General features: G+C 70.3%; 29 protein-coding genes. 11 read left to right on the forward strand and 18 right to left on the reverse strand.

Annotated elements, in window-relative coordinates; genetic code table 11:
• Window position 1: 1 nt before the first annotated feature.
• The 8 genes from JOM49_RS07520 to JOM49_RS07555 form a co-directional block, all read right to left on the reverse strand.
• Complete coding sequence (locus JOM49_RS07520; RefSeq protein ID WP_209670941.1) at window positions 2-847, reverse strand: 5-oxoprolinase subunit C family protein; 846 nt, start codon at window positions 845-847, stop codon at window positions 2-4.
• Window positions 848-903: 56 nt separating this feature from the next.
• Window positions 904-1,515, reverse strand: coding sequence for a 5-oxoprolinase subunit PxpB (gene pxpB / locus JOM49_RS07525; RefSeq protein WP_209663616.1), 612 nt, complete (start codon window positions 1,513-1,515; stop codon window positions 904-906).
• Window positions 1,516-1,526: 11 nt separating this feature from the next.
• Complete coding sequence (locus JOM49_RS07530; RefSeq protein WP_209663617.1) at window positions 1,527-2,141, reverse strand: heme-binding beta-barrel domain-containing protein; 615 nt, start codon at window positions 2,139-2,141, stop codon at window positions 1,527-1,529.
• Between the two features lie 174 nt (window positions 2,142-2,315).
• Window positions 2,316-2,624, reverse strand: a complete 309-nt coding sequence (locus JOM49_RS07535; RefSeq protein WP_209663618.1) for a DUF1416 domain-containing protein — start codon at window positions 2,622-2,624, stop codon at window positions 2,316-2,318.
• A complete protein-coding gene (locus tag JOM49_RS07540) occupies window positions 2,624-3,460 on the reverse strand; it encodes a sulfurtransferase (protein WP_209663619.1) in 837 nt (278 codons plus the stop codon). Before JOM49_RS07540 ends, JOM49_RS07535 begins: the two co-directional genes overlap by 1 nt.
• 42 nt (window positions 3,461-3,502) lie before the next feature.
• Entirely contained in the window at window positions 3,503-3,937 is a 435-nt protein-coding gene (locus JOM49_RS07545; protein WP_209663620.1) for a DUF4395 domain-containing protein, read from the reverse strand.
• A gap of 268 nt (window positions 3,938-4,205) precedes the next feature.
• Window positions 4,206-4,628, reverse strand: coding sequence for a TlpA family protein disulfide reductase (locus JOM49_RS07550; protein ID WP_209663621.1), 423 nt, complete (start codon window positions 4,626-4,628; stop codon window positions 4,206-4,208).
• A 1-nt stretch (window position 4,629) separates the two neighbouring features.
• Window positions 4,630-5,508, reverse strand: coding sequence for an LmeA family phospholipid-binding protein (locus JOM49_RS07555; RefSeq protein ID WP_282770937.1), 879 nt, complete (start codon window positions 5,506-5,508; stop codon window positions 4,630-4,632).
• Between the two features lie 185 nt (window positions 5,509-5,693).
• Here JOM49_RS07555 and JOM49_RS07560 point away from each other — a divergent pair, with 185 nt between their 5' ends.
• From JOM49_RS07560 to pstB, 6 genes are all read left to right on the forward strand, one after another.
• A complete protein-coding gene (locus JOM49_RS07560; RefSeq protein ID WP_209663623.1) occupies window positions 5,694-6,440 on the forward strand; it encodes a response regulator transcription factor in 747 nt (248 codons plus the stop codon).
• Window positions 6,441-6,449: 9 nt separating this feature from the next.
• Complete coding sequence (mshD, locus tag JOM49_RS07565) at window positions 6,450-7,328, forward strand: mycothiol synthase (protein ID WP_209663624.1); 879 nt, start codon at window positions 6,450-6,452, stop codon at window positions 7,326-7,328.
• Between the two features lie 222 nt (window positions 7,329-7,550).
• Complete coding sequence (gene pstS, locus JOM49_RS07570; protein WP_209663625.1) at window positions 7,551-8,690, forward strand: phosphate ABC transporter substrate-binding protein PstS; 1,140 nt, start codon at window positions 7,551-7,553, stop codon at window positions 8,688-8,690.
• 182 nt (window positions 8,691-8,872) lie between these two features.
• Window positions 8,873-9,793 carry a phosphate ABC transporter permease subunit PstC gene (gene pstC / locus JOM49_RS07575; protein ID WP_209663626.1) on the forward strand — a complete coding sequence of 307 codons (921 nt, stop codon included), beginning with the start codon at window positions 8,873-8,875 and terminating at the stop codon, window positions 9,791-9,793.
• Between the two features lie 3 nt (window positions 9,794-9,796).
• Window positions 9,797-10,723 (forward strand): phosphate ABC transporter permease PstA, encoded by a 927-nt coding sequence (gene pstA / locus JOM49_RS07580; protein ID WP_209663627.1) that lies wholly within the window; start codon window positions 9,797-9,799, stop codon window positions 10,721-10,723.
• A 7-nt stretch (window positions 10,724-10,730) separates the two neighbouring features.
• Window positions 10,731-11,507, forward strand: coding sequence for a phosphate ABC transporter ATP-binding protein PstB (gene pstB, locus JOM49_RS07585; RefSeq protein WP_209663628.1), 777 nt, complete (start codon window positions 10,731-10,733; stop codon window positions 11,505-11,507).
• A gap of 7 nt (window positions 11,508-11,514) precedes the next feature.
• On the opposite strand, the gene JOM49_RS07590 is transcribed toward pstB, so the two are convergent.
• A complete protein-coding gene (locus tag JOM49_RS07590; RefSeq protein WP_209663629.1) occupies window positions 11,515-12,084 on the reverse strand; it encodes a TIGR03086 family metal-binding protein in 570 nt (189 codons plus the stop codon).
• A gap of 84 nt (window positions 12,085-12,168) precedes the next feature.
• Here JOM49_RS07590 and JOM49_RS07595 point away from each other — a divergent pair, with 84 nt between their 5' ends.
• Window positions 12,169-13,077, forward strand: a complete 909-nt coding sequence (locus JOM49_RS07595; protein WP_209663630.1) for an EamA family transporter — start codon at window positions 12,169-12,171, stop codon at window positions 13,075-13,077.
• A 710-nt stretch (window positions 13,078-13,787) separates the two neighbouring features.
• Here the strand turns inward: JOM49_RS07595 and purQ are convergent.
• From purQ to JOM49_RS07610, 3 genes are all read right to left on the reverse strand, one after another.
• Window positions 13,788-14,474 (reverse strand): phosphoribosylformylglycinamidine synthase subunit PurQ, encoded by a 687-nt coding sequence (gene purQ, locus JOM49_RS07600; protein ID WP_209663631.1) that lies wholly within the window; start codon window positions 14,472-14,474, stop codon window positions 13,788-13,790.
• Complete coding sequence (gene purS, locus JOM49_RS07605; protein WP_209663632.1) at window positions 14,471-14,710, reverse strand: phosphoribosylformylglycinamidine synthase subunit PurS; 240 nt, start codon at window positions 14,708-14,710, stop codon at window positions 14,471-14,473. Before purS ends, purQ begins: the two co-directional genes overlap by 4 nt.
• Before the next feature lie 109 nt (window positions 14,711-14,819).
• Window positions 14,820-15,263: a L,D-transpeptidase gene (locus JOM49_RS07610; RefSeq protein WP_209663633.1), complete on the reverse strand. Its 444-nt coding sequence runs from the start codon at window positions 15,261-15,263 to the stop codon at window positions 14,820-14,822.
• A 236-nt stretch (window positions 15,264-15,499) separates the two neighbouring features.
• Here JOM49_RS07610 and JOM49_RS07615 point away from each other — a divergent pair, with 236 nt between their 5' ends.
• The gene (locus JOM49_RS07615) at window positions 15,500-17,092 is read left to right on the forward strand and encodes a GMC family oxidoreductase (RefSeq protein WP_209663634.1); all 1,593 of its coding nucleotides are present in this window, start codon (window positions 15,500-15,502) and stop codon (window positions 17,090-17,092) included.
• Here the strand turns inward: JOM49_RS07615 and JOM49_RS07620 are convergent.
• Window positions 17,067-18,563 carry an aldehyde dehydrogenase family protein gene (locus tag JOM49_RS07620; protein WP_209663635.1) on the reverse strand — a complete coding sequence of 499 codons (1,497 nt, stop codon included), beginning with the start codon at window positions 18,561-18,563 and terminating at the stop codon, window positions 17,067-17,069. The two genes, JOM49_RS07615 and JOM49_RS07620, sit on opposite strands and share 26 nt — an antisense overlap.
• A 39-nt stretch (window positions 18,564-18,602) precedes the next feature.
• Complete coding sequence (locus JOM49_RS07625) at window positions 18,603-19,772, reverse strand: MFS transporter (protein WP_209663636.1); 1,170 nt, start codon at window positions 19,770-19,772, stop codon at window positions 18,603-18,605.
• Between the two features lie 63 nt (window positions 19,773-19,835).
• Here JOM49_RS07625 and JOM49_RS07630 point away from each other — a divergent pair, with 63 nt between their 5' ends.
• Window positions 19,836-20,771, forward strand: coding sequence for a DUF5937 family protein (locus tag JOM49_RS07630; RefSeq protein WP_209663637.1), 936 nt, complete (start codon window positions 19,836-19,838; stop codon window positions 20,769-20,771).
• Window positions 20,772-20,805: 34 nt separating this feature from the next.
• Window positions 20,806-21,441: an MBL fold metallo-hydrolase gene (locus JOM49_RS07635; RefSeq protein WP_209663638.1), complete on the forward strand. Its 636-nt coding sequence runs from the start codon at window positions 20,806-20,808 to the stop codon at window positions 21,439-21,441.
• On the opposite strand, the gene JOM49_RS07640 is transcribed toward JOM49_RS07635, so the two are convergent.
• The 3 genes from JOM49_RS07640 to JOM49_RS44305 form a co-directional block, all read right to left on the reverse strand.
• Window positions 21,413-22,105, reverse strand: a complete 693-nt coding sequence (locus JOM49_RS07640) for a DUF2334 domain-containing protein (RefSeq protein WP_308158681.1) — start codon at window positions 22,103-22,105, stop codon at window positions 21,413-21,415. The genes JOM49_RS07635 and JOM49_RS07640 overlap by 29 nt on opposite strands.
• 59 nt (window positions 22,106-22,164) lie before the next feature.
• A complete protein-coding gene (locus JOM49_RS07645; protein ID WP_209663639.1) occupies window positions 22,165-23,085 on the reverse strand; it encodes a sulfite exporter TauE/SafE family protein in 921 nt (306 codons plus the stop codon).
• A 97-nt stretch (window positions 23,086-23,182) separates the two neighbouring features.
• Entirely contained in the window at window positions 23,183-23,278 is a 96-nt protein-coding gene (locus tag JOM49_RS44305; RefSeq protein WP_335645121.1) for a putative leader peptide, read from the reverse strand.
• A gap of 69 nt (window positions 23,279-23,347) precedes the next feature.
• Here JOM49_RS44305 and JOM49_RS07650 point away from each other — a divergent pair, with 69 nt between their 5' ends.
• Complete coding sequence (locus JOM49_RS07650) at window positions 23,348-24,220, forward strand: SAM hydrolase/SAM-dependent halogenase family protein (protein WP_209663640.1); 873 nt, start codon at window positions 23,348-23,350, stop codon at window positions 24,218-24,220.
• On the opposite strand, the gene JOM49_RS07655 is transcribed toward JOM49_RS07650, so the two are convergent.
• Window positions 24,160-24,990 (reverse strand): MOSC domain-containing protein, encoded by an 831-nt coding sequence (locus tag JOM49_RS07655; RefSeq protein WP_209663641.1) that lies wholly within the window; start codon window positions 24,988-24,990, stop codon window positions 24,160-24,162. The two genes, JOM49_RS07650 and JOM49_RS07655, sit on opposite strands and share 61 nt — an antisense overlap.
• Window position 24,991: the final 1 nt, after the last annotated feature.

Genomic DNA, 24,991 nt, shown 5'->3' on the forward strand with positions numbered 1-24,991 from the left:
CTCAGGTCGACGAGCGGAAGCGCAGCTTGGTTCCTGGCCGTGCCTGTCCCAGTGCGGCGAGTGATTTCGCTCGCACTACCCCGAGTACCGGATAGCCGCCGGTGCTCGGGTGGTCGGCGAGGAAAACCACTGGCAGGCCGCTCGGGGGCACCTGGACGGCGCCGGTGAGGATGCCTTCGCTGGGTAGTTCCGCGCCGCCACGATCAACCGATCGGCGCAACGCCGGTCCGTCCAGCCGCAGGCCCACCCGGTTGGACTCCGGGGTGACCGTCCACGGTCCCGCGAGCTGCGCGGCCGCGTCGTCGAACCAGTCGTCACGCGGGCCGAGGTGCACCGGGATGCTCAGTTCACCGGGGAAGACCGGCGGGGCCAGCACGTCTGCGCCCTCGGGCACCCCGGCCGGCGGACCCACCGGCAGCACGTCACCCGCGGCGAGCGGCGGCGGGCCGATCTCCGAGAGCACGTCCCGCGACCGGCTGCGCAGTTCCGGTTCGACCGCGATGCCGCCGGACACCGCCAGGTAGCAGCGCAGGCCCGTGGCCGGATTGCCGAGCGCGAGTGTCTGGCCGGTGCGCAGGTGCAGCGGGACGTGGGAACCCATCGGCCTGCCGTCCACCAGGACGGGCACCGGCGCGCCGGTCACCGCGACCGTGCACGACGCCGCGGCTCGCACGCGCAATCCGCCGAGCAGCGCTTCGACACCCGCCGCCGACTCCGGGTTGCCGACGAGCCGGTTGGCCAGGCGCAGCGCGGGCACGTCCAGCGCACCGGACGGCGGCACGCCCAGGTGGGCCAGCCCCGGCCTGCCGAGGTCCTGGACCAGGGCCGACGGGCCGGGGTCCAGCACTTCGAGCGCCCGCTGTGTGGTCTGCACGGGGGACGACCCCCGGACCCCCGAACTGCTCACGAGAGGCTCCGGAATCGCACCTTGTCACCGGGAGAGAGCAGCGCGGGCCGGTCCGCGCGTGGGTCGAACAAGACGGTCTCGGTGTGCCCGATCAGCCGCCAGCCACCGGGGGAGGACCGCGGGTAGACCCCGGTGAACTCGCCTGCCAGGCCGACCGACCCGGCGGGCACCTTCGTCCTCGGACTGTCCAACCGCGACTGCCGCAGCGGCTCCGGCAGCCCGGTCAGGTAGCCGAAGCCGGGCGCGAACCCGGTGAACGCGACGGTGTACTCGGCGCCGGTGTGCAGGTCGACCACCTCCGCGGGGCTCAGGCCCGCGGTCCGCGCGACCTCGTCCAGGTCAGCGCCGTCGTAGTGCACGTCCAGGGTGATCTCACGCGGGTGCCCGGCGGGCGGGTGGTCCAGGTCGGCGGCTTCGACCAGGGAACGGACCTCGGCGAGCCCGCCGGAGCCGGGGGCCACGGCGACCAGCACGGTCCGCGCGCCCGGCACGATCTCGGTGACTTCGGGGAGCCCGGCGGCCGCGACCACGGCGCGGACCGCACCGGCCTCTTCGAGCGAGGAGCACTCGATCAGCGTCGCGTCGGGTCCATAGGGGAGCCAGCGCATCGGGCCGCTGCTCAGCCCACCACGCGGTGCAGGTAGACCGACACGTGCGGCTGCATCTCCTGGCCGACCATCGCCCGCTCCTCCACGTAGCCGAGGTCGGTCTTGTTCACCAGGCCGTACAGCCGCTTGGCGCCGGTGACCTCCTTGGCCGACTTGCTGCGCACCACCGCGTCGGTGGCCATCTCCCACGACGTCAGGTTGCGCGGCTCGCCGTAGAACAGCTCGATGATGCCGGTGTTGTGCGTCAGCAGCAGCTCGAAGGAGTCGTCCGGCTGCGGCCGCCACCAGCCGGTCTCACGGGCGGCCGGGCGGATGACCTCGCCGTTCTCGTCGAGCAGCCAGGACCGCGCCTCGTGGTAGAGGAACGGGCGGCCGTCGTGCGCGATGGTCAGCTGCTGCGCGAGCCGTCGCGGGCCGTCGATGGTGGGGTAGTTGACCTCCCCCTCACCGCGCCAGACGCCGACGAGCGGCAGCAGGGGCACACACTGCTCGTGCAGCTCGGGGCCTTCGCGGAGGTTCGCCGTGTCCGCCGGGATGGGCAGATCGTCGAACTGGGGCAGGTTGCGCGCGCGCGTTCGCTCCGCGCGTTCAGCAGCGGCCTGGATCGCGTCGTCGCCGGAGGACATGGGTCAGCGGTTGTCGGTGTAGAGGCGGTACACCACGTAGGCGGCGAACCACGTCACCAGGACTCCCGACAGCACCAGCAGCACCGTGAAGAAGATATGCACGCGAGCAGGATAACCGGAGACGAAACGAGGGGCCCTCCCGGACCGGGAGAGCCCCTCGCGCAAAAGCCGTGGTCAGGAGACCGCGACCGCCAGCTGGTGCAGGCCGGGGCCCTCGGCGGTGACGCTCGCCTCACCGTTGCCGCTGCGGTGCAGCGCGCGCACGGTCCACTCGCCGGGCGCGGCGTAGAAGCGGAAGTCGCCGTCGGCCGAGGAGACCACCTCACCGGTGAAGTCGCCGCCGGAGTCGAGCAGGCGCACGAAGGCACCGCCGACCGGCCCGGTCTCGCCGGTCACCTTGCCGGCCAGCACGACCTGGCCGTTGGTGTCGAAGTCGGCCGGGGTGGCCTCCTGCGCCGGGGCGCCGCAACCGTCGTCCGCCATCACTTCGCTCCCGTCTCGACCGGCACGCCGACCAGCGAGCCGTATTCGGTCCACGATCCGTCGTAGTTCTTCACGTTCTGGTAGCCGAGCAGCTCACGCAGGGCGAACCAGGCGATCGAGGAGCGCTCCCCGATCCGGCAGTACGCGATGGTCGCCTTGGACTCGTCGAGCCCCTCGGCGGCGTACAGCTCCTTGATCTCTTCCTCGGTCTTGAAGGTGCCGTCCTCGTTGGCCACCTTCGCCCACGGCACGTTCAGCGCGCCCGGGATGTGGCCGGGGACCTGCGACTGCTCCTGCGGCAGGTGCGCCGGGGCGAGCAGCTTGCCGGAGAACTCGTCCGGGGACCGCACGTCGACGAAGTTGTTCTGCCCGATGGCCTGCACGACCTCGTCGCGGAAGGCCCGGATCGAGTGGTCCTGCTCCTTGGCCTGGTACTCGGTGCGCTCGCGCTTGACGTCACCGGTGTCGAGGGGGCGCCCGTCGAGCTCCCACTTCTTGCGGCCGCCGTCGAGCAACTGCACGTTGTCGTGGCCGTAAAGCTTGAAGTACCAGTAGGCGTAGGCGGCGAACCAGTTGTTGTTGCCGCCGTAGAGGATGACCCGGTCGTCGTTGCCGATGCCCTTCTCGGACAGCAGGGCCTCGAAGCCCTCCTTCGACACGAAGTCGCGGCGGACCGGGTCCTGCAGGTCCTTGCGCCAGTCGAACTTCACCGCGCCGCGGATGTGGCCGCCGTCGTAGGCGGTGGTGTCCTCGTCGACCTCGGCGAAGACGACGCCGGGGGTGTCGAGGTTCTCTTCTGCCCATGCTGTGGTGACCAGCACGTCTTCACGGCTCATGGAGCGGCACTGCCTTTCTTGGGTTCGGGACTTTTCCGGTGATCAGGTGGGTTTCGCCGTCGGCGTGAACCGCCGCACCAGCAGGTAGACCTCGCAGCCGAGGCAGAAGTTGAACGCCGCGTTCAGGAACGCCGCGAACAGGGCGAACGCCGTGGCGACGACGCCGAGCGCGGTGATCCCGGTGGCGTAGCCGATGGTGCCTGCCAGCGCGAACACGAAGCCGACGGCTTGCGCGAACCGCAGCGGCGCCGCGTCCTCCCGCTCGCCGGGCGGCCCCAGCCGCGGGGCGATGAGGTAGCGGTAGAGCAGGGAGTAGGGAGCGGGCTTCAGGCCGATGAAGGCGCCGATGGCGAAGACCACCGTCTGGGCGGCCAGCAGCGGCCACCACCCGGTGAGAAGGACCACGGCGAGCACGATCGTGGTCAGGACGGCCGCGAACCGGGGGCCCCGTGGATCGACCGCTGGTCCTGCCGGCATGGCACCTCCTTGGCTCTGTTTGCGGCGCGAGCACGCGCGGAAACACACGAATGAGCTGGGGGAAAGCGATTCACCGACGACAGAAGGGTGCGGTGAACGCGTCAGCGGCGACAGAGGCTGCTGCGGACCCGGCACAGGTCGACCGCGCGCCGCTGGGTGAGATACCAGCGCCGCATGGAGGAATCCGGCTGGGGCGAGTGCACGAGCGTCAGCGTACCCACGCTTCCCTCAGAGTGGGAAGATCGCTCACCTGATGAGACGGATCCCGCTATGCGGACGTCTTGAGGTAGGGCTCGAGTGCTTCCAGCAGGTCAGCGGCCTTCGGGACGCCGCCGACCCGCAGCAGTTCGCGGCCATCCGGGGCGTAGGCGACGGTGGTCGGCGTCCGCAGCACCCCGAGGTGCTGGGCGACCTCCGGCTGGTTCGTCACGTCCAGGTCGACGTGCGCGAGGCCGTCGGTCTTCCCGGCGAGGTGGGTCAGCAGCGCGCGGGTCTGGCGGCATGGCGCGCAGAAGGTGGTGGAGAGCTGCACCAGGGTGACCGGGGCGCCCGGATCGAGCGCGCCGGCCACCGGTGCGGGTAGTGCGGTCACGGGCTTGGGCTGCTTGATCCGGCCGTCGCGCCGCCGCAGCAGCAGGCCCGCGGCGGTCGCCACGACCAGCGTGCCGAGCAGCACCCAGATTCCGGCCAACTCATCCTCCCGCGGTGGCTCCGGCTCCGGCGAAGGTGACGTTCTTCGCCTCGCCCTTCAGGATCACCGCGCCCTGTTCCACGCGCACCGCCTTCGGCGTCACCTCGAACGGGAGGCTGCCGGCGTCGACGGTGGCCTTGAAGTTGGGCAGCAGTGCTTTCTGGACCTGGGGTGGAACGATCGTGGTCTCGCCGTCATTCCCGAACTGGAGCCGCTCGGGGGTGATGTGGATGGCGGTGCCGTCCAGCTCGATCATCGCGAAGCAGTACAGCTCGAGCTGCTCCCCGGCCAGCTGCAGCGTGCCGGACATGCGCACACCCGCCGAGGCGTCGTCGAGCGCTTCGTCGCCGGGCTCGATGGTGGTCGGGGCTTCGGGGTCCGAGCCGCCGTTGCGCACGTAGTCCTCGTCGGCCGGGTCGATGCGCAGGTTCTCGATCTTGGTCAGCGGCTCCACCCTGGCGATGTCGCTGTCCTTGATCTTGACCGAGCCCTCCAGCGTGCCGATCTTGACCTGCTCCACCCGGCCGCCCATCAGGTCGGACAGCGGGGCGTCGACGTCGCGCAGGTCGGCCTTGAGCTCCACGTCGCGCAGGATGTCCTGGATCGGCACGCCGACGGCGGACAGCGAGATGTGACCGTACTCACCGCCGAGCGCCTGGGTCAGGAACGGGAAACCGTGCACGGTGACCGCCGGGTCCTGGCTCAGCTTGAACTGCTCGCGGGTCTTCTGCGACACCGTGTGCTCGGCGAACGCGGCGGCGCCGAAATCGGCCGCGGTCAGGATCGCGGCCAGCACGACCACCACGATGATGATCCGCCGGGCGCGCCTCCCGCGCGGCCGGCCGTCGGGCCGGGGGGCGCTCGTGTCGTACTGGGTCACCGGGCCGCTCACTCGTCCGCGCTTCCTCTCACCAGGGGTTCTGGATCGACGCAAGCTGCCGTGATCGGATGTGACCAAGGCGGCAGCCCTATGTCTTTCCCGTGTTCAGTCGCTATTCTCACTCAGCACCGACCCGGGCAGTTCTTCGAAGCGGCGTGCTCGCGAAACGATAAGGCGGTGTGGCGATGAGCCTGGACCTGCTGGTACTCACTGCGGAACCGGATGCCACTTCGGTGCTCCCCGCGTTGGATCTGCTGCCGCACACCGTACGCGTCCGGCCGCCGGAGGTCACCGCCCTGCTCGACGCGGGCCACCGCGACGTGATCCTGCTGGACGCCCGCACCGATCTGGCCTCGGCGAAGAGCCTGTGCCGCCTGCTCAAGGGCGCCGGCGACGAGGACACCGCCACGCCGGTGATCGCCGTGGTCGGCGAGGGCGGCCTGGTCGCGGTCAGCTCCGAGTGGCGCACCGACGACATCATGCTCCCCACCGCCGGTCCCGCCGAGGTGGACGCCCGGCTGCGGCTGGTCAGCACCCGCGACGGCGGCAGCCAGCAGGCCGACGCCGAGGTGCGCATCGGTGACCTGGTGATCGACGAGGCCACCTACACCGCGCGCCTGCGCAAGCGCACCCTCGAACTGACCTACAAGGAGTTCGAGCTGCTCAAGTACCTCGCGCAGCACGCGGGCCGGGTGTTCACCCGCGCCCAGTTGCTGCAGGAGGTCTGGGGCTACGACTTCTTCGGCGGCACCCGGACGGTCGACGTGCACGTCCGGCGCCTGCGCGCCAAGCTCGGCCCCGAGCACGAGCAGATGATCGGCACCGTGCGCAACGTGGGCTACAAGTTCGAGCGCCCGGTCAAGGGCGCCGGCAAGTCGATGGCCGCCGAGCCGCAGGCCGAGGTGCCGCGCCAGGAGTACAGCAACCGCTAACTTGGCGGTATGAACGCGCAGTGGTCGGAGGAACTGGACGAAGCCGACGCCGGGCGGGTGCGCGAGCTGCTGCTCGCCGCCCGTGCGGCCGACGGCCGCCCGGAAGACGTCGAACCGCCCTCCGGCGGGCTGCACCTCCTCGTGCGCGAAGGTGGGGAGCTGGTCGGTCACACCCACCTCGACACCGCCGGGGACTCCTTCGGCCGCCAGGTCGCCGAGCTGGTCGTGCACCCGGGTCATCGCCGTCGCGGGCACGGAACCGCGATGGCGCAGGCGCTCCTGGCCCGTGACGGCGAACTCCGCGTCTGGGCCCACGGCGACCACCCGGGTGCCGCCAAGATCGCTTCGAAGCTCGGGATGCAGCGCGCGCGAGAGCTGCTGGTGCTCAGCGCGGAGGTCGAAGGCCAGGACTGGCCGGAGCCGAAGCTCGCCGACGGGGTCTCCCTGCGCACCTTCGAACCGGGCCGCGACGAGCAGGCCGTGATCGCGGTCAACGCGCGTGCCTTCGACTGGCACCCCGAGCAGGGCGCGTTCAGCGTCGACGAACTCGTGGCCACCGAGCGTGAGTCCTGGTTCGACGCCGCCGGCTTCTTCGTCGCCGAGCGCGACGGTGAAGTGATCGGCTTCCACTGGACGAAGGTGCACCCGCCGAACCCGACCCGCTTCGACGGCGAGCCCGTCGGCGAGGTCTACGTGGTCGGCGTGGACCCCGGCGCGCAGGGCGGTGGTCTCGGCAAAGCGCTGACCCTGGCCGGACTCCGATATCTGCGCGAGCGGGGATTGCGGCGAGTGATCCTGTACGTCGAAGGGGACAACGCGCCCGCTGTCGCCGTTTACACGAAACTGGGTTTCCAGCGCTACGAAGTCGACGTGCAATATTCCCGTTAACCCGGAGCCATGAACTCGTCACGGTCGGCAAACGCCCAGGTCACGGCCAGGACACGAGGGGCCGTCGAGACCAGTAGCGCTGCTCACATTGGCGGCCTTGTTCACCTTCCGTTCATTTATTGACGGCCATCCGTCCATTGTCGCTGCCTACTGTCCGGAATCGGCGCGGCCACTCGCCGCGGTGAACACCCCACGGACTCTTTTCCACGCGGAGGAAATGCAGTGAAGATCAAGCGGCCGCACGCGGTCATCGGCCTGGTGGCGGGCGCCGCCCTCGTGCTGACGGCCTGTGGCTCCGACCCCGCGGCGACCAACAACAACGCCCCGCAGACCGGTGCCGCCGCGGCGCCGTCGGGCACCGCCGAGGTCGAGTGCGGTGGCAAGAGCACCCTCTCGGCGGAAGGTTCGTCGGCCCAGAAGGCCGCGATCGACATCTTCGCGCTCAGCTACCAGAAGAAGTGCTCCGGTCAGCAGGTGAACTACAACCCCAGCGGCTCCGGTGCCGGGGTCAAGCAGTTCATCGCCGGCCAGGTCGACTTCGCCGGTTCGGACTCGCCGCTGAGCGCGGAGAAGGGCGAGGTCGCCAGCGCCAAGGAGCGGTGCGCCGGTAGCGACGCCTGGAACCTGCCCCTGGTGGTCGGCCCGGTCGCGGTCGCCTACAACCTGCAGGGCGTGGACAAGCTGGTCCTCACCCCCGAGGTCACCGCCAAGATCTTCAACGGTGGCATCAAGACCTGGGACGACCCGGCCATCAAGGCGGTCAAGGGCAACGAGAGCCTGACCCTGCCCGCCAAGCCGATCCAGGTCGTCTCCCGCTCGGACGAGTCGGGCACCACCGACAACTTCCAGCTCTACCTGCAGGCCGCGGCCCCGCAGGCGTGGACCCAGGGCGCCGGCAAGCAGTTCAAGGGCGGCGTGGGCAACGGCGCGGAGAAGTCCAACGGCGTGGTCGAGGCCGCCAAGGCCGCCGACGGCGCGATCACCTATGTCGAAGCCGCGTTCGCCAAGGACGGCGTGAAGGCCGCCCAGATCGACAGCGGTGCCGGTGCGGTCGAGCTCTCCGCGGAGAACGTGGCGAAGACCCTCGAGTCCGCCAAGTTCAAGACCGAGGGCACCAACGACCTCGCGCTCGACCTGAACGCGATCTACGCGAGCAAGGCGGCGGGCACCTACCCGCTGCTGCTGGTCACCTACGAGATCGTCTGCTCGAAGTACGCCGACCCCGAGGTCGCCAAGGCCGTCCGCGCGTTCCTGAACGTGGCCGCCACCGACGGCCAGCAGCCGCTGGCCGACAAGGGCTACGTGGCCATCCCGCAGAGCCTGCAGGAGAAGGTGCTGACCGCGGTCAAGGCCATCGCCTGACCTGCTTGCGGACAGCTACCAGACGAGGGTAGAGACAGGCCAAGGCGATCATGCCGATGAACGAGCCAACCTCGACGCGGACGCCCACCGGTGACACCGGTGGGCGTCCGCCGTCCGCATCCGTGCCGGAGGGTCCGATTTCCGAGCAACCAGCCCCCGCCAGCGCCCCCAGGAAGGGCAAGGTGCGGCCGGGTGACCGCATCTTCAAGAACCTCACCACCGGCAGCGGCGTCTTCGTGGTCGTCCTGATCGCGCTGATCGGGTTGTTCCTGCTGCTGCAGGCGATCCCCGCGCTGCAGGCCAACCAGGTCAGCTTCTTCTCCAGCGTCTGGGAGACCGGGGACTCGAAGAACCTGCGCTTCGGCATCGCCGACCTGCTGTCGGTGACCGTGGCCACCTCGCTGGTGGCGCTGGTCATCGCGATGCCGGTGTCGCTGGGCATCGCGTTGTTCCTCACCCAGTACGCGCCACCGCGGCTGGCCCGGCCGTTCGCCTACGTGATCGACCTGCTGGCCGCCGTGCCGTCGATCATCTTCGGCCTGTGGGGCCTGCTGTTCCTGGCGCCCACGATCGAGCCGGTGTCGCAGTGGATCAACGACACCCTCGGCTGGATCCCGATCTTCGGCGACGGCAACATCGCGCCGAACATCCGCAGCACCATCTTCACCGCCGGCGTGGTGCTCGCGGTGATGCTGCTGCCGATCATCACCTCGCTGACCCGCGAGGTCTTCGAGCGCACGCCGACCGCGCAGATCGAGGGCGCGCTGGCGCTGGGCGCCACCCGCTGGGAGGTCATCCGGACCACCGTGCTGCCGTTCGGCAAGGCGGGCTACGTCGGGGCCTCGATGCTCGGCCTCGGCCGCGCGCTCGGCGAGACGATCGCGCTGTCGATCATCCTGTTCATCCCGGTCGGGCGGACCTTCGACTGGAGCGTGTTCGACGGCGGCGCCACCTTCGCCTCGAAGATCGCCTCGAACTACGCGGAGTTCAACGACGTCACCTCGGCGGGCGCCTACATCGCCGCCGGGCTGGTGCTGTTCCTGCTGACCTTCGTGGTCAACTTCGCGGCCCGGTCCATCATCGGCGACAAGAAGGGGGACTGAGCCATGACCGCGACGATTCCCGACGCCGAGCGGCCGGCCGTCACACCCGCGTTCCAGCAGGTCAGCCTGGCCCGCAAGAGCAAGAACGGGCTGGCCACGGTGCTGGTCTGGCTGGCTTTCCTGGTCGCCGTGGTGCCGCTGGTCTGGGTGCTCTGGACGGTGGTGGAGAGCGGGATCACCCGCATCCCGTTCACCAACTGGTGGACCGAGGACTTCTCGCTGGTGCTCTCCGACGAGGTCGGCGGCGGCGTGCTGCACGCCATCATCGGCACCCTGCTCCAGGGCCTGGTCTGCGCGCTCATCGCCGTGCCGCTCGGCCTGCTGGTGGCGATCTACCTGGTGGAGTACGGCCGAGGGACCCGGCTGGCCAAGGTGACCACGTTCATGGTCGACATCCTGTCCGGGGTGCCCTCGATCGTGGCCGCGTTGTTCATCTACGCGCTGTGGATCACCACGCTGGGCCTGCCGCGCAACGGCTTCGCCGTGTCGCTGGCGCTGGTGCTGCTGATGATCCCGGTGGTCGTGCGGTCCTCGGAGGAGATGCTCCGGATCGTGCCGGACGACCTGCGCGAGGCCTCCTACGCGCTGGGTGTGCCCAAGTGGAAGACGATCGTGAAGATCGTGCTGCCGACCGCGCTGAGCGGCATCATCACCGGCGTGATGATGGCGCTGGCCAGGGTGATGGGCGAGACCGCGCCGCTGCTGGTGCTGGTCGGGTACTCGTCCTTCGTGCACTGGGACATGTTCCAGGGCGAAATGGCCTCGCTGCCGCTGTTGATCAACAACGAGCGCGCGACGAACTCGATGACCGAGGGCAGCGTCGGCTTCGACCGCATCTGGGGCGCCGCGCTGACGCTGGTGCTCATCATCGCCCTGATCAACCTCGCGGCCACCGTCCTCGGGCGCCTGGTCGCTCCCAAGAAGAAGTAGGAAGAGCATGGCCAAGCGCATCGACGTCAAGGACGTGGACATCTACTACGGCAAGTTCCACGCGGTGGACAGCGTGTCGCTGTCGGTGCCGCCGCGGAACGTGACGGCGTTCATCGGGCCGTCCGGCTGTGGCAAGTCGACCGTGCTCCGGACGCTGAACCGCATGCACGAGGTGATCCCGGGCGCCAGGGTCGAGGGCCAGGTGCTGCTCGACGGCGAGGACATCTACGCGAACTCGGTGGACCCGGTGCAGGTCCGGCGCACCATCGGCATGGTGTTCCAGCGGCCGAACCCGTTCCCCACCATGTCCATCCGGGACAACGTGGTGGCCGGGCTGAAACTGGCCGGTACGAAGAACAAGAAGCAGCTGGACGAGGTGGCCGAGCGGGCGCTGCGTGGCGCGAACCTCTGGACCGAGGTCAAGGACCGGCTGAACAAGCCGGGCGGTGGCCTGTCCGGTGGTCAGCAGCAGCGGCTCTGCATCGCGCGGGCGATCGCCGTGCAGCCCGACGTGCTGCTGATGGACGAGCCGTGCTCGGCCCTGGACCCCATCTCCACGCTGGCGATCGAGGACCTGATCGCCGAGCTGAAGAAGGAGTTCACCATCGTCATCGTCACGCACAACATGCAGCAGGCGGCGCGCGTGTCGGACCAGACGGCCTTCTTCAACCTGGCCGGGGTCGGCCGTCCCGGGCAGCTCGTCGAGCTGAACGACACGGAGAAGATCTTCTCCAACCCCGACCAGAAGGCGACCGAAGACTACATCTCCGGCCGCTTCGGCTGAGGATCCTTCACCGCGGACGGCGGCCGAGGTAGCGGAGCAGTTCCGCGGCCTCGCCGCCGTTTTCGCTTTCCAGGGCGGGTGCGTAGGCGCCGTACGCGCGCAGCGGTTCGACGATGGCCTCGGCCACCGGCCGCAGTTCACGGGCGAGGTCGTCGGTGAGCGGCGACGGCTGCCCGGTGGCGATGGCGATGTCCCAGGCGTGCACGGCGGCGTCGAGCGCGCAGGCCCCGGCACCGAGCGCGGCGGTCATCTTGTTCGGCGGCACGGGCACCGGGACCTCGGTGGCGTCCTCGTCGACGGTCGCCCAGGCCGCGGCGGCGGTGCCGATCGCGGCCTCGACCACCTCTCTGGGGTCCTTGCCGTCGAGTTCACCCGACGGGGCGAACGGGTCCTCGGTCGGCCCGGGGCCGCCGGTGAGGAACGCGGCGAACCCGAGCTGGTCGCCGGCGGCGTGCTGGAGCACCTGGGTGACGTTCCACTGGTCGCAGGGGGTCGGCAGCTGCCAGCCGTCGGCGGGCACGCCGCGGACGACGGTACGGAGGGCTTCGTGTGCTTCTTCGAGCGTCTTCATCCACATGCCGATAGTCTAGCAGAACGGAACGCTCCATTCCAATAGGTTGCGGGATCCGAGATCGTCGGGGGTGGTTGGTACGTTCGGCTCATGGTCAGTGCGTACATCGATGGGCCGGGGCAGCCACTGCCCCGGCCCGGTCTGATCGCTCTCGCCGGGCGGACGCTCGGGGCGATCCCGCCCACGCTGCAGGTGCTCATCGGCATCGTCAGCGTGCAGGTCGGGGCCGCTTTCGCGAAGCAACTGTTCGCGGTCACCGGGCCGGCGGGCACGGTCACCCTGCGGTTGTTCTTCGCCGCGGTGGTGCTGCTGCTCATCTGGCGCCCGGCCCTGCGCATGGGCCGCCGCGCGGTGCCCGTGGTGCTCGGGTACGGCCTGGTGCTGGCGGCCATGAACATCTTCTTCTACCAGGCGATCGCCCGGATCCCGCTGGGCATCGCGGTGACCATCGAGTTCCTGGGCCCGCTGGGCGTGGCGCTCGCGGGTTCCCGCCGCTGGCGGGACGCCATCTGGGCGCTGCTCGCCGCGGGCGGCGTGATCCTGCTGTCCGAAACGCGCGGGGACCTGTCGATGCTCGGCATGGCCTTCGCCCTCGCCGCCGGCCTCTGCTGGGGCGCCTACATCCTGCTGGGCGCGGCGCTCGGAAATCGCACGAGCGAAGGGAACGGGCTGGCACTGGCCATGGCCTTCGGGGCACTGGTGGCCATGCCCACCGGCATCCTGGAAACCGGCACCGGTCTGCTGGACCCGTGGGTCCTGTTCATCGGCCTGATGGTCGCGCTGCTCTCCTCGGTGATCCCGTATTCGCTGGAACTCGAGGCCCTGCGCAAGATCCCGCCCCGCGTCTTCGGCATCCTCATGAGCCTGGAACCCGCCGTCGCCGCCGTCGCCGGCCTCATCGTCCTGGGCGAAGCCCTCCACGTACCGCAATGGCTGGCCATCTGCTGCGTCGTCGCCGCCTCCATCGGCGCCACCCGCTCCACCAACCCCACCCCCTAACCCCGAACCGCACACCCACGCGCCCGAGTTCCACATTCACGCATCCGAACCCCACGCCCAGGCACCCGAACCCCACACTCAGGCATCCGAACCCCACACTCAGGCATCCGAACCGCACGCCCAGGCGCCGAATCACACGCCCAGGCAGCCGAACCGCACGTTGAGGCGTCCGAACCGCACGTTCAGGCGCCCGAGTCCCCACACTCAGGCAGCCGAGTCTCCACATTCAGGCAGCCGAATCACACGCCCAGGCAGCCGAACCGCACGTTCAGGCGTCCGAGTCCCACATTCACGCACCCGAACTTCCCGTTCAGGCACCCGAGTCCCACGCTCCGGCACCCGAACCGCGCGTTCAGGCGCCCGAACCCCACGCTCGCGCGCCCGAACATCACGCCCAGGCGCCCGAACCCCACGTTCGCGTAGGCGGGGCCCGGCATTCGCGCGGCCGACCCTACGTTCGCACTCACGCCGCGCTCGCGGAGTTCACCAGTTCCAATGTGGAACTCGGCTGCCCGAATGTCGCACTCGGGTGCCGGAACGCGGGACTCAGCTTCCCCAGTGTGTGGTTCGGATGCGCGAGCGTGGGTTTCGGCTGCTCGAGTGTGGAACTCGGGTGCCTGAATGTGGGGTTCGGCGTCCCCGGTGTGGCACTCGGGCTCCCGAGTGTGTGGTTCGGGTGCGCGAGTGTGGGACTCGGGCTCCTGAGCGTGTTAGTGGGTTAGGGCTGGGGTTAGGGCGTCGAGGGCGGAGTAGAAGATGCCGAGGCCGTCGTCGGAGGGGCCGGTGAGGGCGTCGATGGCGTGTTCCGGGTGTGGCATCAGGCCGACGACCCGGCCGTTCGCGCTGGTGATGCCGGCGATGTCGTTGCGCGAGCCGTTCGGGTTCGCGCCGACGTAGCGGAAGACCACGCGGCCGTCGCCTTCCAGCTGGTCCAGGGTGGACTGGTCGGCGACGTAGCCGCCTTCACCGGACTTCAGCGGGATCAGGATCTCGGCGCCCTGTTCGTACCGGGTGCTCCACGCGGTGGTGTTGTTCTCCACCCGCAGCCACTGGTCCCGGCAGACGAAGTGCAGTTTGTGGTTGCGCACCAGCGCCCCCGGCAGGAGACCGGCCTCGCACAGGATCTGGAAGCCGTTGCAGATGCCGAGCACCGGCATGCCCTTGCCCGCCGCCTCGATCACCTCGGTCATCACCGGGGCGAACTTGGCGATGGCCCCGGCGCGCAGGTAGTCGCCGTAGGAGAAGCCGCCGGGGACGATCACCGCGTCGACGCCGCGGAGGTCGTGGTCGGCGTGCCACAGGGGGACGGCCTCGGCGTCGGAGTAGCGCGCCGCGCGGGCGGCGTCGACGTCGTCGAGGGTGCCCGGGAAGGTGATGACCCCGATGCGCGCGGTCACGCGTCCACCCGCCGCACGGTCCAGTCCTCGATCACCGGGTTGGCCAGCAGTCCTTCGGCGATCTTGGCGAGCGTCTCGTCGTCGACGGAGTCGTCGACCTCCAGCACGAAGTGCTTGCCCTGGCGGACATCGCTCACGCCTTCGAAGCCGAGGCGGGGCAGCGCGCCCGCCACCGCTTGGCCTTGCGGGTCCAGGATCTCCGGCTTGGGCATGACGTCTACGACGACTCGGGCCACGGCTGGTCGCTCCATGTGTGTGCAGGTCAGCGGTACCCCACGAGCGTACTTGACGCCCACCGGCGAACCGGTGGGTAGCCCCCCGACAGAAGCCACCCACCGGACCGGTTCAGCGCACGACCTCCACCGTTTCGCCCGGTTGCAGGGCGTTGTAGAAGGTGACGGCCGCGTTGTGCGTCAAGCGGATGCAGCCGTGCGACTGCTGCTTGATGTTCCCTTTGTGAAAGGCGATGCCACTGTTGGTGAAGAACACCGAATAGGGCATGGGCCCGTCGAAGGCCTTGCTCCAGTGGTCGATGTCCTTGTAAGTGACCTTGAACGTGCCCGGCGGGGTCCGGTAACCGGACTTCCCGGACGCCATCGGCACCGGTCCGTAGGTGACCTCGCCACCTTCGGCCAGCCACGCCTGCTTGGCGCTCAGATCCACGCAGGCCGATGCCTTCGCACTGCACGGCATCGAAGCGGCGCTCGCCGCCGGGGCACCGAGGAGCCCCAGTGCGCTGATCGCCGCGGTACCCGCGACCACACCGGTGATCTTCCGCAGCGTTCCCATGGTGGGCCTCCCATCCGCTCGCTGGTGCGAGCTCGTGTTTGGTGTGCTGCTGAAGAAGGGGACGTGACGATCACAGAAATGGTTGCTTGCAAGTCAGTAATTAACCGGATCGGCCCCGTGACGACCACGGAGCGTGGCTAAACGCCGACATCCGGGCGACACTCGGTTCACCCCTTCCCCAGGGCGCCCGAGCAGACCATCATCGCCTTGGCGAAAGGTCAACAACAGGAGGCAACGTGGCCGAGCGGGAGACTTTCGACTACGTCATCGTCGGGGCGGGCAGCGCGGGCTGCGTGCTGGCCAACCGGCTCAGCGCGGACCCCGCGGTCGAGGTGCTGCTGCTCGAGGCGGGCGGCGAGGACACCGACGACGAGTTCCACATCCCGGCCGCGTTCCCGTCGCTGTTCAAGACCCAGCACGACTGGAACTACGAGACCGTCGAGCAGAAGTACCTCGGCAAGAGCACCTACTGGCCACGCGGCAAGGTGCTCGGCGGCTGCTCCTCGATCAACGCGATGATCTACATCCGCGGCAACCGCGCCGACTACGACCGCTGGCGCGATGAGCACGGTGCCGTGGGCTGGGGCCACGACGACGTGCTGCCGTACTTCGTCCGCGCCGAGCGCAACTCCCGACTCGGCGGGCCGCTGCACGGCACCGAGGGCCCGCTGCACGTCGAGGACCGCGTGTTCACCCACGAGCTGTCCCACGCCTGGGTCGACTCGGCGACCACCTGGGGCCTCAAGCCCACCGACGACTTCAACGGCGAAAGCCAGGAGGGTGTCGGTCAGTACCAGGTCACCTGTCATCAGGGCCGCCGCTGGTCCACCGCCGACGCCTACCTCCGCCCGGCGATGGACCGGCCGAACCTGACCGTGCGCACGCACGCGCAGACCACCCGCGTGCTGTTCGACGGCACCAAGGCGATCGGTGTGTCCTATTTGGACAAGGGCACCGACCGCGCGGTATACGCCGGGCGCGAGGTGCTGCTCTCCGGCGGCGCGGTCAACTCACCGCAGTTGCTCATGCTGTCCGGCGTCGGCCCGGCCGAGCACCTGCGTGAGCACGGCATCGACGTGGTCGCCGCGCTGCCCGGCGTCGGCGAGAACCTGCACGACCACCCGGCCGCCGGGGTCATCTGGTCCACGAAGGGCTCGTCGGACCTGGTCAGCGCCGCCACCCCGCTGGGCATGGTGCGCTACCAGCTGACCAAGCGCGGGCCGCTGGCCTCGAACATCGGCGAGGCGGGCGGTTTCATGCCCACCATCGACGGCCTGGACGCGCCCGACATGCAGTTCCACGTGGCACCGACCCTGTTCTACGACAACGGGATGCGCGAGCCGACGACTCCCGGCTTCACCGCCGCGGCCACGCTGGTCGAGGTGGCCAGCCGCGGCCGCCTGCGCCTGCGGTCGGCGAATCCCTTGTGGCGCCCCGAAATCGACCCGTCGTACTACGCCGAACCGGCCGACTTCACCGCCATGCTCGCCGGGTTGCGCACGCTGATGGACATCGGCCGCGGTGGCGGGCTCCAGCGGTACCTGGACCGGCCGTTCCTGCCGGACCGCCACGACATCGACGACGACGCGCTCGGCGAGCACGTCCGGCAGCACACGCAGACGCTGTACCACCCGGTCGGCACCTGCGCGATGGGCACCGGCGAGCAGGCCGTGGTCGATCCCGAGCTGCGGGTGCGCGGGGTGGAGAACCTGCGGGTGGTGGACGCGTCGATCATGCCCGTGGTGCCCAGGGGCAACACCAACGCGCCCACCATCATGGTCGCCGAGAAGGCGGCCGACCTGATCAGCGCTTCCCGTGCAGGACGGTGATCAGCTTGGCCACCAGCGCGTCGGTCTTCTCCTTGCGGTCGAAGGTGGTCAGCGCGATCGGCGCGGTGAACCGCTGACGCGCGATGGCCTTCGTGCGGGCGAATTCGCGGAGCCCTTCCGGCCCGTGGATGCGGCCGAAGCCGGAGTCGCCGACACCGCCGAAGGGCAGTGAGGCGATCCCGGCGAAGGACAGCGGCGCGTTGATCGACGCCATGCCGGTACGCAGGCGACGGGCCAGCTCCATGCCGCGCGACTTCGAGAAGACCGTCGCCGCGAGGCCGTAGCGGGTGTTGTTGGCCTTCTCCACGGCCTCGTCCATCGAGGCCACCTTCGCGATGGTCACGGTCGGCCCGAAGGTCTCCTCGCGCACGGCTTCGGCGTCTTCGGGCACGCCGACCAGCACGGTCGGCTGGGCGTACCGGTCGCCGACCGCCTCGGCCCCGCCGACCAGCGCCTTGCCGCCGCGCGACAACGCGTCGGTGATGTGGTGCTTGATCACCTTGAGCTGCGAGGGCATGGTCACCGGGCCGTACTGGGCGTCCTGGTCCGAGCCCGCGCGCACGGCCTGGCTCTTCTCGACCACCTTCGCGACGAACTCGTCGTGCACCCGTTCGTGCACGTAGACGCGCTCGACGCCGATGCAGGTCTGGCCGGAGTTGGAGAACGCGCCCCACACCGTGGCGTCGGCGGCGGCTTCGAGGTCGGCGTCCGCGTCGACCAGCACCGGGTCCTTGCCGCCCGCCTCGATGACCACCGGGGTGAGCGTCTCGGCGCAGGCCGCCATGATCTTCTTGCCGGTCGCGGTCGAGCCGGTGAAGGCGATCTTGTCCACGCCCGCGCGGGTCAGTGCCGCGCCGGTGGCGCCGTAGCCGGTGATCAGCTGCAGCACCGGCTGCTCCGGCACGACCTCGGCGAACGCGTCGACCAGCCACTTCCCGACGCCCGGGGTGAACTCGCTGGGCTTGAACACCACGGCGTTGCCCGCGGCGAGCGCGTAGGCGATGGACCCGAGCGGGGTGAACACCGGGTAGTTCCAAGGGCCGATCACGCCGACCACGCCGAGCGGCAGGTACTCCACGGTCGCGGCCTGGTTCGACATCAGCAGCCCGGCGGAGCGGCGCTTGCGGCCGAGCACCTTGCGGGCGTTCTTGGCCGCCCACGAGATGTGCTCGATGGCCAGCACGGACTCCAGCTGCGCGTCCGCGATCGGCTTGCCGGTTTCGTCGCGGACGACCTGGCAGAGCTGCTTCAGCCGGCGCGTGAGCACCCCTTTCCACTGCTGCAGGCGCTGGGCACGCCCGCCGAAGCCGAGCGACTCCCACCAGACGGCCGCTTCGCGCGCCCGCGCGACGGCGGCCTCGACTTCGGCGGCGGTGTGCACCGGATGGGTGCCGACCACCTCGTCGGTGGCCGGGCTCAGCGAGTCGAAGGTCTCCTGGGTAGCGGCGGATTTCGGCTGGACGGCGGTCATCGGCGTCTCCGGAGTTGACTCGGGTCGGGGGACCCCAGGCTACGAGGTTGCTGGCGGTGTGCCAACTACTCTGGCGGGGCCTCTGCCCAGGATGGCACAGGCGAGCACCGCGCTGGCCACGCCGAACACCGGCGCCAGCCACAGCGGCAGCACGCCGACCGTCAGCGACCCGATCCCGAACCCGCTCGCCTGCACCACGAAGGTCAGCGAGAACCCCTCCGACCGGCGGCCTTCCGGCAGCAGCCCCTGCATCTGCACCGAAGCCACGGTGACCAGCGGACCGGTGCAGAACCCGATCAGCACCACCCCGGTGAGCAGCCCCGGCCAGCCGAGGTCGAGCGCCACCGTGCAGCCGCCCGCGATGAAGCCGGTGAGCAGCGTGATCGCCTGCACCCGCGGTGCCACGGTCAGCCGGATGCCACGCCAGGCGTACAGCGCGCCGCCGACGATGCTGGCGCCGGAAAGCACGGTGATGATCAGCGCCGCCGCGCCTTCCGCGGCTCCGAGCCGCTGCGCGAGCGCGTAGGGCGCGACCTCGACCGTGGACAGCAGGTGGCCGATGGTGAACTGGCAGGCCAGCCACGGCACGGCCGCGCGGATCGGCAGCGGCGGCCGTTCGCCGACGACCGGCACCGGCGCTTCCCGGCGTGGCACCAGCAGCGCGGCGACCGCGAAGACCACCGCCATCGCGACGATCGGCAGCACCGCGTCGATCGTGGTCAGCAGTGCGACCAGCAGTGGGCCGCCGATGATCACCGCGTCGATCAGCATGGCGTCGATCGAGACCGCCCGCGGCAGCAGTGGACCGGAAACCGTGCCCGCGAGCAGCGAACGGAACCCGCCGGACAATCCGCCCGCGATCGTGCCCGGCAACACCACCAGCACCAGCAACACGGCCGGGGACGCCCCTGCCGACGCCGCGAACGCCAGCGCGCCGAGGCCGAGCGCCGCGCACAGCAGGAAGGCCACCAGCCCGCGTGACGGCCCGATCCGGTCGAGCAGCCGTCCCGCGGGCACCGAACCGGCGAGTTCGGCGACCACGAAGACGGCCATCATCACGCCGCCGAGGCGGTAGGAGCCGGTGGTCGCGGTGGTCAGCACGGTGAACGCGAGCGGGGCCATGGTGGCCGGCAACCGCGCCAGCTGCACCCCCATCGACCAGCGCCAATAGGCGCGGTGACGCAGCAGGCTGTCGGTGGTGGTCGTCATGCGAGAAGCCTGTTCGGCGGTCCCGATGAGCGATAATGATTCGGGTATGGCCGAAAGGACGCGATGATCGAGCTGGTGCTCACCGCCACCGGGGCGCAGCGACTGCGGTTCGCGATCTCCCCGCTCGAAGAGGTGCTCGGCGCCATCCAGGTGCTGCAGGGCGTCCGTCACCACCCCGCGTACGGCCCGTGGTTGAGCACCGCGCCGCAGACGCTGCCGATCAAGGAACTGCGCACCGTGCTGAGCGCGACCCGGTACATCACCGAGTTCCTGAGCCCGCCGCCGCAGAGCCCGCGCACCACCGTCGAAGCCCAGTTGGCGGAACTGCGCCGGACCCCACCCGAGCAGGTCGCGCTGGAGCTGGCGATGGTCGACGCCGACCTGAGCGGCCTGCCCGAGGACCCGGCGCAGGCCCGCGACCTGCTCGGTGACCAGCTGGAACTGGCCTGGCACGAGCTGATCGGACCGCAGTGGCCGCGCCTGCACGAGGTGCTGGCCGCCGACATCGACCACCGCACCCGGCGCCTCGGCGAGGGCGGCATCGAACTGGCGCTGGCCGATCTGCACTCACGGGTGAAGCTGACCGGTGACGTGCTGACCGTGGAAAGCGCGACCCGGGCGCGCACCCCGCTCGACGAGCGTGGGCTCCTGCTGCTGCCGAGCGTGTTCGCCTGGCCGAAGGTCGGGGTGATCCTGGTGCCGCCGTGGCAGCCGTCGCTGCTGTACCCGGCACGCGGGGTGGCGAAGCTGTGGCGGCCGGCGCAGGACCCGGACCCGCGGCTGGTGGCGGTGCTCGGGCGCACCAGGGCGCTGCTGCTGCAGGTGCTCGCCGAGCCGTCGACCACCACCGCGCTGGCCCGGCGGCTGGGCCTGGCACCCGGCACGGTGTCCGGTCACCTGGGCGCGCTGGCCGGGGCCGGGCTGCTGGTGGCCACCCGCACCGGCCGCTCGGTCCGGTACGCCCGCACTCGACTTGGCACTGATCTGGTCGGCGCCTAGCCTGGAACTACCCGATGAGACAAGGGATGACGAGATGCAATTCGTCCATTTTGGACATTCTTGCGTGTTGGCCGAGACGGACGGCGCGCGGATCCTGTTCGACCCGGGCACGTTCTCGCGTGGCTTCGAGGACGTCCGCGACCTGGACGCGGTGCTGATCACCCACCAGCACTTCGACCACCTCGACGGCGATCGCCTGCCCGCGCTGCTCAAGGCGAACCCCGGTGCCAAGCTGATCATCGACCCGGGCTCCCAGGAGGCCGTGGAGAAGCTGGGGCTCGAGTCGCGGACGGCGTTGCCCGGCGACACCTTCACCTTCGGCGGCACCGAGGTCGACGTGGTCGGCGGGCACCACGCGGAGATCCACCGCGACCTGCCCGCCGTGCCGAACGTCGGCTACCTGCTCGCCGACGGCGCCTTCTACCACCCCGGCGACGCGCTTTTCGTGCCCGACCAGCAGATCGACGTGCTCGGCCTGCCGACGGCGGCGCCCTGGCTGAAGGCCTCGGAGGGCATCGACTTCCTGCGGGCGGTGAGCCCTCGCGTGGCCGTGCCGATCCACGAGAAGATCCTGGCCATGCCGGAGATGATGTACGGCATGTTCAAGAACCTGGGACCGGAAGGGACCGAGGTGCGCCCGCTCAACCCAGGCGAGCCGGTACAGCTGTGAGCGAGTAGGTCGCACCACTCGCGCCGGTTTCCAGCGCCACGTCGACGGCGTCGAGGAAGGCCTGGCGGCGGCTGGGGCGCAGCAGGTCGCTGGCGTCCACGCCCAGGCGCAGCAAACCACCCCGGCGGGCCACGCGGGCGGCGGTGAGCACGAGCGCGAAGCAGCGCAGGGTCTCGGTCCGCTGCTTCTGGCTGCCGAAACCATGCACCCGCGCGCGCCGCACCTCGCCGGTTTCCAGGTCCCGGATCGAGGTGACGTCGGCGCAGAAGCGGAAGCCGCGCTCCCGCAGTGCGTCCAGCGTGCCGCGCGAGGCCAGCCAGCGCGGCGGGGCGAAACCCCGGGTGCGCAGGCCGGCGTGGTCGAGCTGGGCCGTCGCGGCGATCAGCCGCAGGCGCGCCTCGTGTGCGGGCAGCGCGGCGAACTCCGCCTTGCGCCCGAGGTTCACCGTGCGGTGCGTGGGCGGGACGGTGTGGTCGTAGCCGTGCAGCAGCAGGTCGTCACCGCGGTCGACGCGCTGCTTGAGCCAGGAGGTCACCCCGGTCGACGGGGTGCACAGCATGGACAGCGGCACGCTGCGCCGGTCCAGCTCCTCGGCCAGCTCGGCGCAGCGGTGCAGCGTCCTCGGGTTCATGCCGGAAAGGGAAACGAGCAGCTTGGTGTCCACCCGCCCAGTAAGCGCGCCGGGAGTGACCGCGAGGTGACTTCCCGGAAGCGTGGCAGGAACTACTGCACGACGGGTTCCTTGGTGGGGGCGTCGTCCTCGCCGGCGGCCGCGTTGAGCTTGCGCTCCTCGCGCAGCGAGCGGACCGCGGCGAAGACGCCGACCGCCCACAGGACCACGATCGCGGCGTAGGTGACCGTGTAGACCCAGTCCGCGGCACCGAACTCCTTGAGCAGGGTGCGCGCGTTGGTGAACACGATCAGGCCACCGGCCAGCGCGCCGAGCAGGCGCGGCGGGAGGTGGCGGACCAGCCAGGCGGCCACCGGCGCGGCGATGATGCCACCGATCATCAGCCCGAACACCACGGTGTAGTTGAGGTTGTCCTCCTGCGACAGGGTGAACAGGAAGCCGAGGCTCGCCGCCAGCGCGACGATGAACTCCGAGGTGTCCACCGAGCCGACCACCTTGCGCGGCTCCAGCCGGCCCGACGACAGCAGCGTGGTGGTCGCCACCGGACCCCAGCCACCGCCACCGGTGGCGTCGACGAACCCGGCCACCAGGCCGAGCGGGGCGAGGAACTTGGCGCCCGGCCGCGTGCCGGTGATCAGCTTGCCCAGCTTCAGGAAGGCGAACCGGATCAGCACGTACAGCCCGAGCAGCAGCAGGATCAGCGTGATCCACACCGTCGCGTCCTCTGTGGACAGTGAAGTCAGCACGTAGGCGCCGAGCACCGCGCCGACCGCGCCGGGCACGGCCAGGATGCCCACCGTGCGCCAGTCGATGTTCTTGAACTTCCAGTGGGACAGGCCCGAAGCCAGCGAGGTGCCGACCTCGGCCAGGTGCACCGCGGCCGACGCGGCGGCCGGGGCGGTCCCGACCGCGAGCAGGGTGGTCGTGGCCGTCACCCCGAACGCCATGCCCAGGGTGCCGTCGACGAGCTGGGCCAGCAGGCCCGCCAATCCGAACAACAGGAACGTGCGCATGGGAACCTCGGTTCGCAGGATGGCGGCACGATTGCCGGAACCGCCGTGAACGGGGAGGGAGAAAGGAAGAATTCGACTGAGCGAAGAAGGCCGCGCGTCAGCGGCGGCAGAGAGCGGAATCGACGCGCACGAGATCGATGTGCCTGCGCTGGACCAGCGCGATCACATCGAGGAGGTGCACCTGCGTCGTCACGATCACGATGGTCCCAGACGTCCACGTGCTGTTCCAGCACTTCCCAGATGGTGAGCGGTACGGAGAAAAATGCCCCGAACGGCCTATGACTGGATTTCCTTCACCACCGACTACGGCCTCGACGACGGGTTCGTCGCGGCCTGCCGCGGGGTGATCGCCCAGCGCGCGACCCTCGTCCGCGTGCTCGACGTGAGCCACGCCATTCCCCCGCAGCACGTGCGCCACGGCTCGGCCGTGCTCGCGCAGACCGTGCCCTACCTGCCCGAGGCCGTGCACCTGGCGGTGGTCGACCCCGGCGTCGGCACCAGCAGGCTCGGCGTGGTCGTGGTGACCGACCGCGGGCTGCTGGTCGGGCCGGACAACGGCCTGCTGCTGCCCGCGGCCGAAGCGCTCGGCGGGGTGCGCGCGGCCTACCAGCTGACCGAGCCCCGGTACCGGTTGCGGCAGGTCTCGGCCACCTTCCACGGCCGCGACATCTTCGCGCCCGCCGCCGCGCACCTGGCGCTGGGCGCGGATCCGGCGGACTTCGGCGAGCCGGTGTCCGACCTGGTCCGGCTGCCCGAGCCCAAGGTGCTCGCCCGCCCGGGTCAGCTGGTCGCGGAGGTGCTGACGATCGACCGGTTCGGCAACGTCCAGCTCGCCGCCACCGCGCTGGACCTCGACCTGGCCGAACTGTCCGGGTTCCTGGTCGTGCGCTGTGGTGCGCACCAGCTGGTCGTGAGCCGCGGGCGCACCTTCGCCGACCTGCCACCGGGTGAGGGCGTGCTGTTCACCGACTCGGCCGACCAGCTGGCGGTGGCGGTCAACGGCGGTTCGGCCGCCGCGTCACTCGGCCTTCACACTGCGTGGTCCGCACGGGGGACGACCCCCGGACCCCCGAACTACTCGGGAGGTTCGGCGTCCCAGGTCTGCACGGTGACGGCGTCGCCGACGGCGAGCTGACCGGGCCGGACCACAGCGGCCTTCATGCCGAAGGCGATCTTGCCGGCCGGCACCCGGCGGTACTTGGCCAGCGAGCGGATCGGCTCGGAACCGGCGCGCTTGCCGGTTTCCTGGTCGACCAGCGGAACCGTGCAGCGCAGGCACTTCTTCGCGTAGGCCAGTTCGACGCCACCGGCGGCGAAGGTGCGCACGGTGTCTTCGACGTGCGGTTCGGCCCAGCCGGCGACCACGATGTTGGCGCGGAACCGGTCCATCGGCACCGGGTCCCCGCCCGCCGAGGCGATCCGCTCGTTGAGTGAGTCCAAAGAGGACTCCGAGACCACCAGCACGGCGTGGCCGTCGGCGAAGGCGGCGGTGCCCGCGGTCAGCCCGCTGGTCACCCGTTCGTGCTCGGGCGTGACGCGCAGGAACACCGACGGCTCGCCGATCACCGTGGAGAACCACTCGGCGGCCTCGGCACCCTGGTGCACGCCCTTGCCGTCGAAGGTGAACACCGAGGCCGCGTGCCGCGGGCCGTCCACGGCGACCTCGTGCACGAGGTCCTCGACGCCCGGCGCGCGCAGGCGCAGCCGGGCGCCGTCGTCGAGCACCTCGACCCGGACCGCGGCCAGCACCGGGTGGCGGCGCTGGCTGCGGAAGGTGCCGTCCGGCGCGGCCGCCATGAAGGTGCGGTCGTGCCGGATCCCGGCGGCGGTCACCTCGGCGACGGGCAGCTCGACGCCACCGCACCCCTTCACCGGGTAGTGGACGAGCTTCGCGATACGGGCCACG

Origin of the sequence: Amycolatopsis magusensis (genome assembly GCF_017875555.1) — a bacterium.
Taxonomy (GTDB): domain Bacteria; phylum Actinomycetota; class Actinomycetes; order Mycobacteriales; family Pseudonocardiaceae; genus Amycolatopsis; species Amycolatopsis magusensis.

What these genes read in the sequence shown, in the direction of transcription:
- pxpB (WP_209663616.1), bottom strand. Translation starts at nt 1,515, where the DNA reads ATGCGCTGGCTCCCCTATGGACCCGACGCGACGCTGATCGAGTGCTCC.
- JOM49_RS07530 (WP_209663617.1), bottom strand. Translation starts at nt 2,141, where the DNA reads ATGTCCTCCGGCGACGACGCGATCCAGGCCGCTGCTGAACGCGCGGAG.
- JOM49_RS07535 (WP_209663618.1), bottom strand. Translation starts at nt 2,624, where the DNA reads ATGGCGGACGACGGTTGCGGCGCCCCGGCGCAGGAGGCCACCCCGGCC.
- JOM49_RS07540 (WP_209663619.1), bottom strand. Translation starts at nt 3,460, where the DNA reads ATGAGCCGTGAAGACGTGCTGGTCACCACAGCATGGGCAGAAGAGAAC.
- JOM49_RS07545 (WP_209663620.1), bottom strand. Translation starts at nt 3,937, where the DNA reads ATGCCGGCAGGACCAGCGGTCGATCCACGGGGCCCCCGGTTCGCGGCC.
- JOM49_RS07560 (WP_209663623.1), top strand. Translation starts at nt 5,694, where the DNA reads ATGAGCCTGGACCTGCTGGTACTCACTGCGGAACCGGATGCCACTTCG.
- mshD (WP_209663624.1), top strand. Translation starts at nt 6,450, where the DNA reads ATGAACGCGCAGTGGTCGGAGGAACTGGACGAAGCCGACGCCGGGCGG.
- pstA (WP_209663627.1), top strand. Translation starts at nt 9,797, where the DNA reads ATGACCGCGACGATTCCCGACGCCGAGCGGCCGGCCGTCACACCCGCG.
- pstB (WP_209663628.1), top strand. Translation starts at nt 10,731, where the DNA reads ATGGCCAAGCGCATCGACGTCAAGGACGTGGACATCTACTACGGCAAG.
- JOM49_RS07590 (WP_209663629.1), bottom strand. Translation starts at nt 12,084, where the DNA reads ATGTGGATGAAGACGCTCGAAGAAGCACACGAAGCCCTCCGTACCGTC.
- JOM49_RS07595 (WP_209663630.1), top strand. Translation starts at nt 12,169, where the DNA reads ATGGTCAGTGCGTACATCGATGGGCCGGGGCAGCCACTGCCCCGGCCC.
- JOM49_RS07610 (WP_209663633.1), bottom strand. Translation starts at nt 15,263, where the DNA reads ATGGGAACGCTGCGGAAGATCACCGGTGTGGTCGCGGGTACCGCGGCG.
- JOM49_RS07620 (WP_209663635.1), bottom strand. Translation starts at nt 18,563, where the DNA reads ATGACCGCCGTCCAGCCGAAATCCGCCGCTACCCAGGAGACCTTCGAC.
- JOM49_RS07625 (WP_209663636.1), bottom strand. Translation starts at nt 19,772, where the DNA reads ATGACGACCACCACCGACAGCCTGCTGCGTCACCGCGCCTATTGGCGC.
- JOM49_RS07630 (WP_209663637.1), top strand. Translation starts at nt 19,836, where the DNA reads ATGATCGAGCTGGTGCTCACCGCCACCGGGGCGCAGCGACTGCGGTTC.
- JOM49_RS07635 (WP_209663638.1), top strand. Translation starts at nt 20,806, where the DNA reads ATGCAATTCGTCCATTTTGGACATTCTTGCGTGTTGGCCGAGACGGAC.
- JOM49_RS07645 (WP_209663639.1), bottom strand. Translation starts at nt 23,085, where the DNA reads ATGCGCACGTTCCTGTTGTTCGGATTGGCGGGCCTGCTGGCCCAGCTC.
- JOM49_RS07650 (WP_209663640.1), top strand. Translation starts at nt 23,348, where the DNA reads ATGCCCCGAACGGCCTATGACTGGATTTCCTTCACCACCGACTACGGC.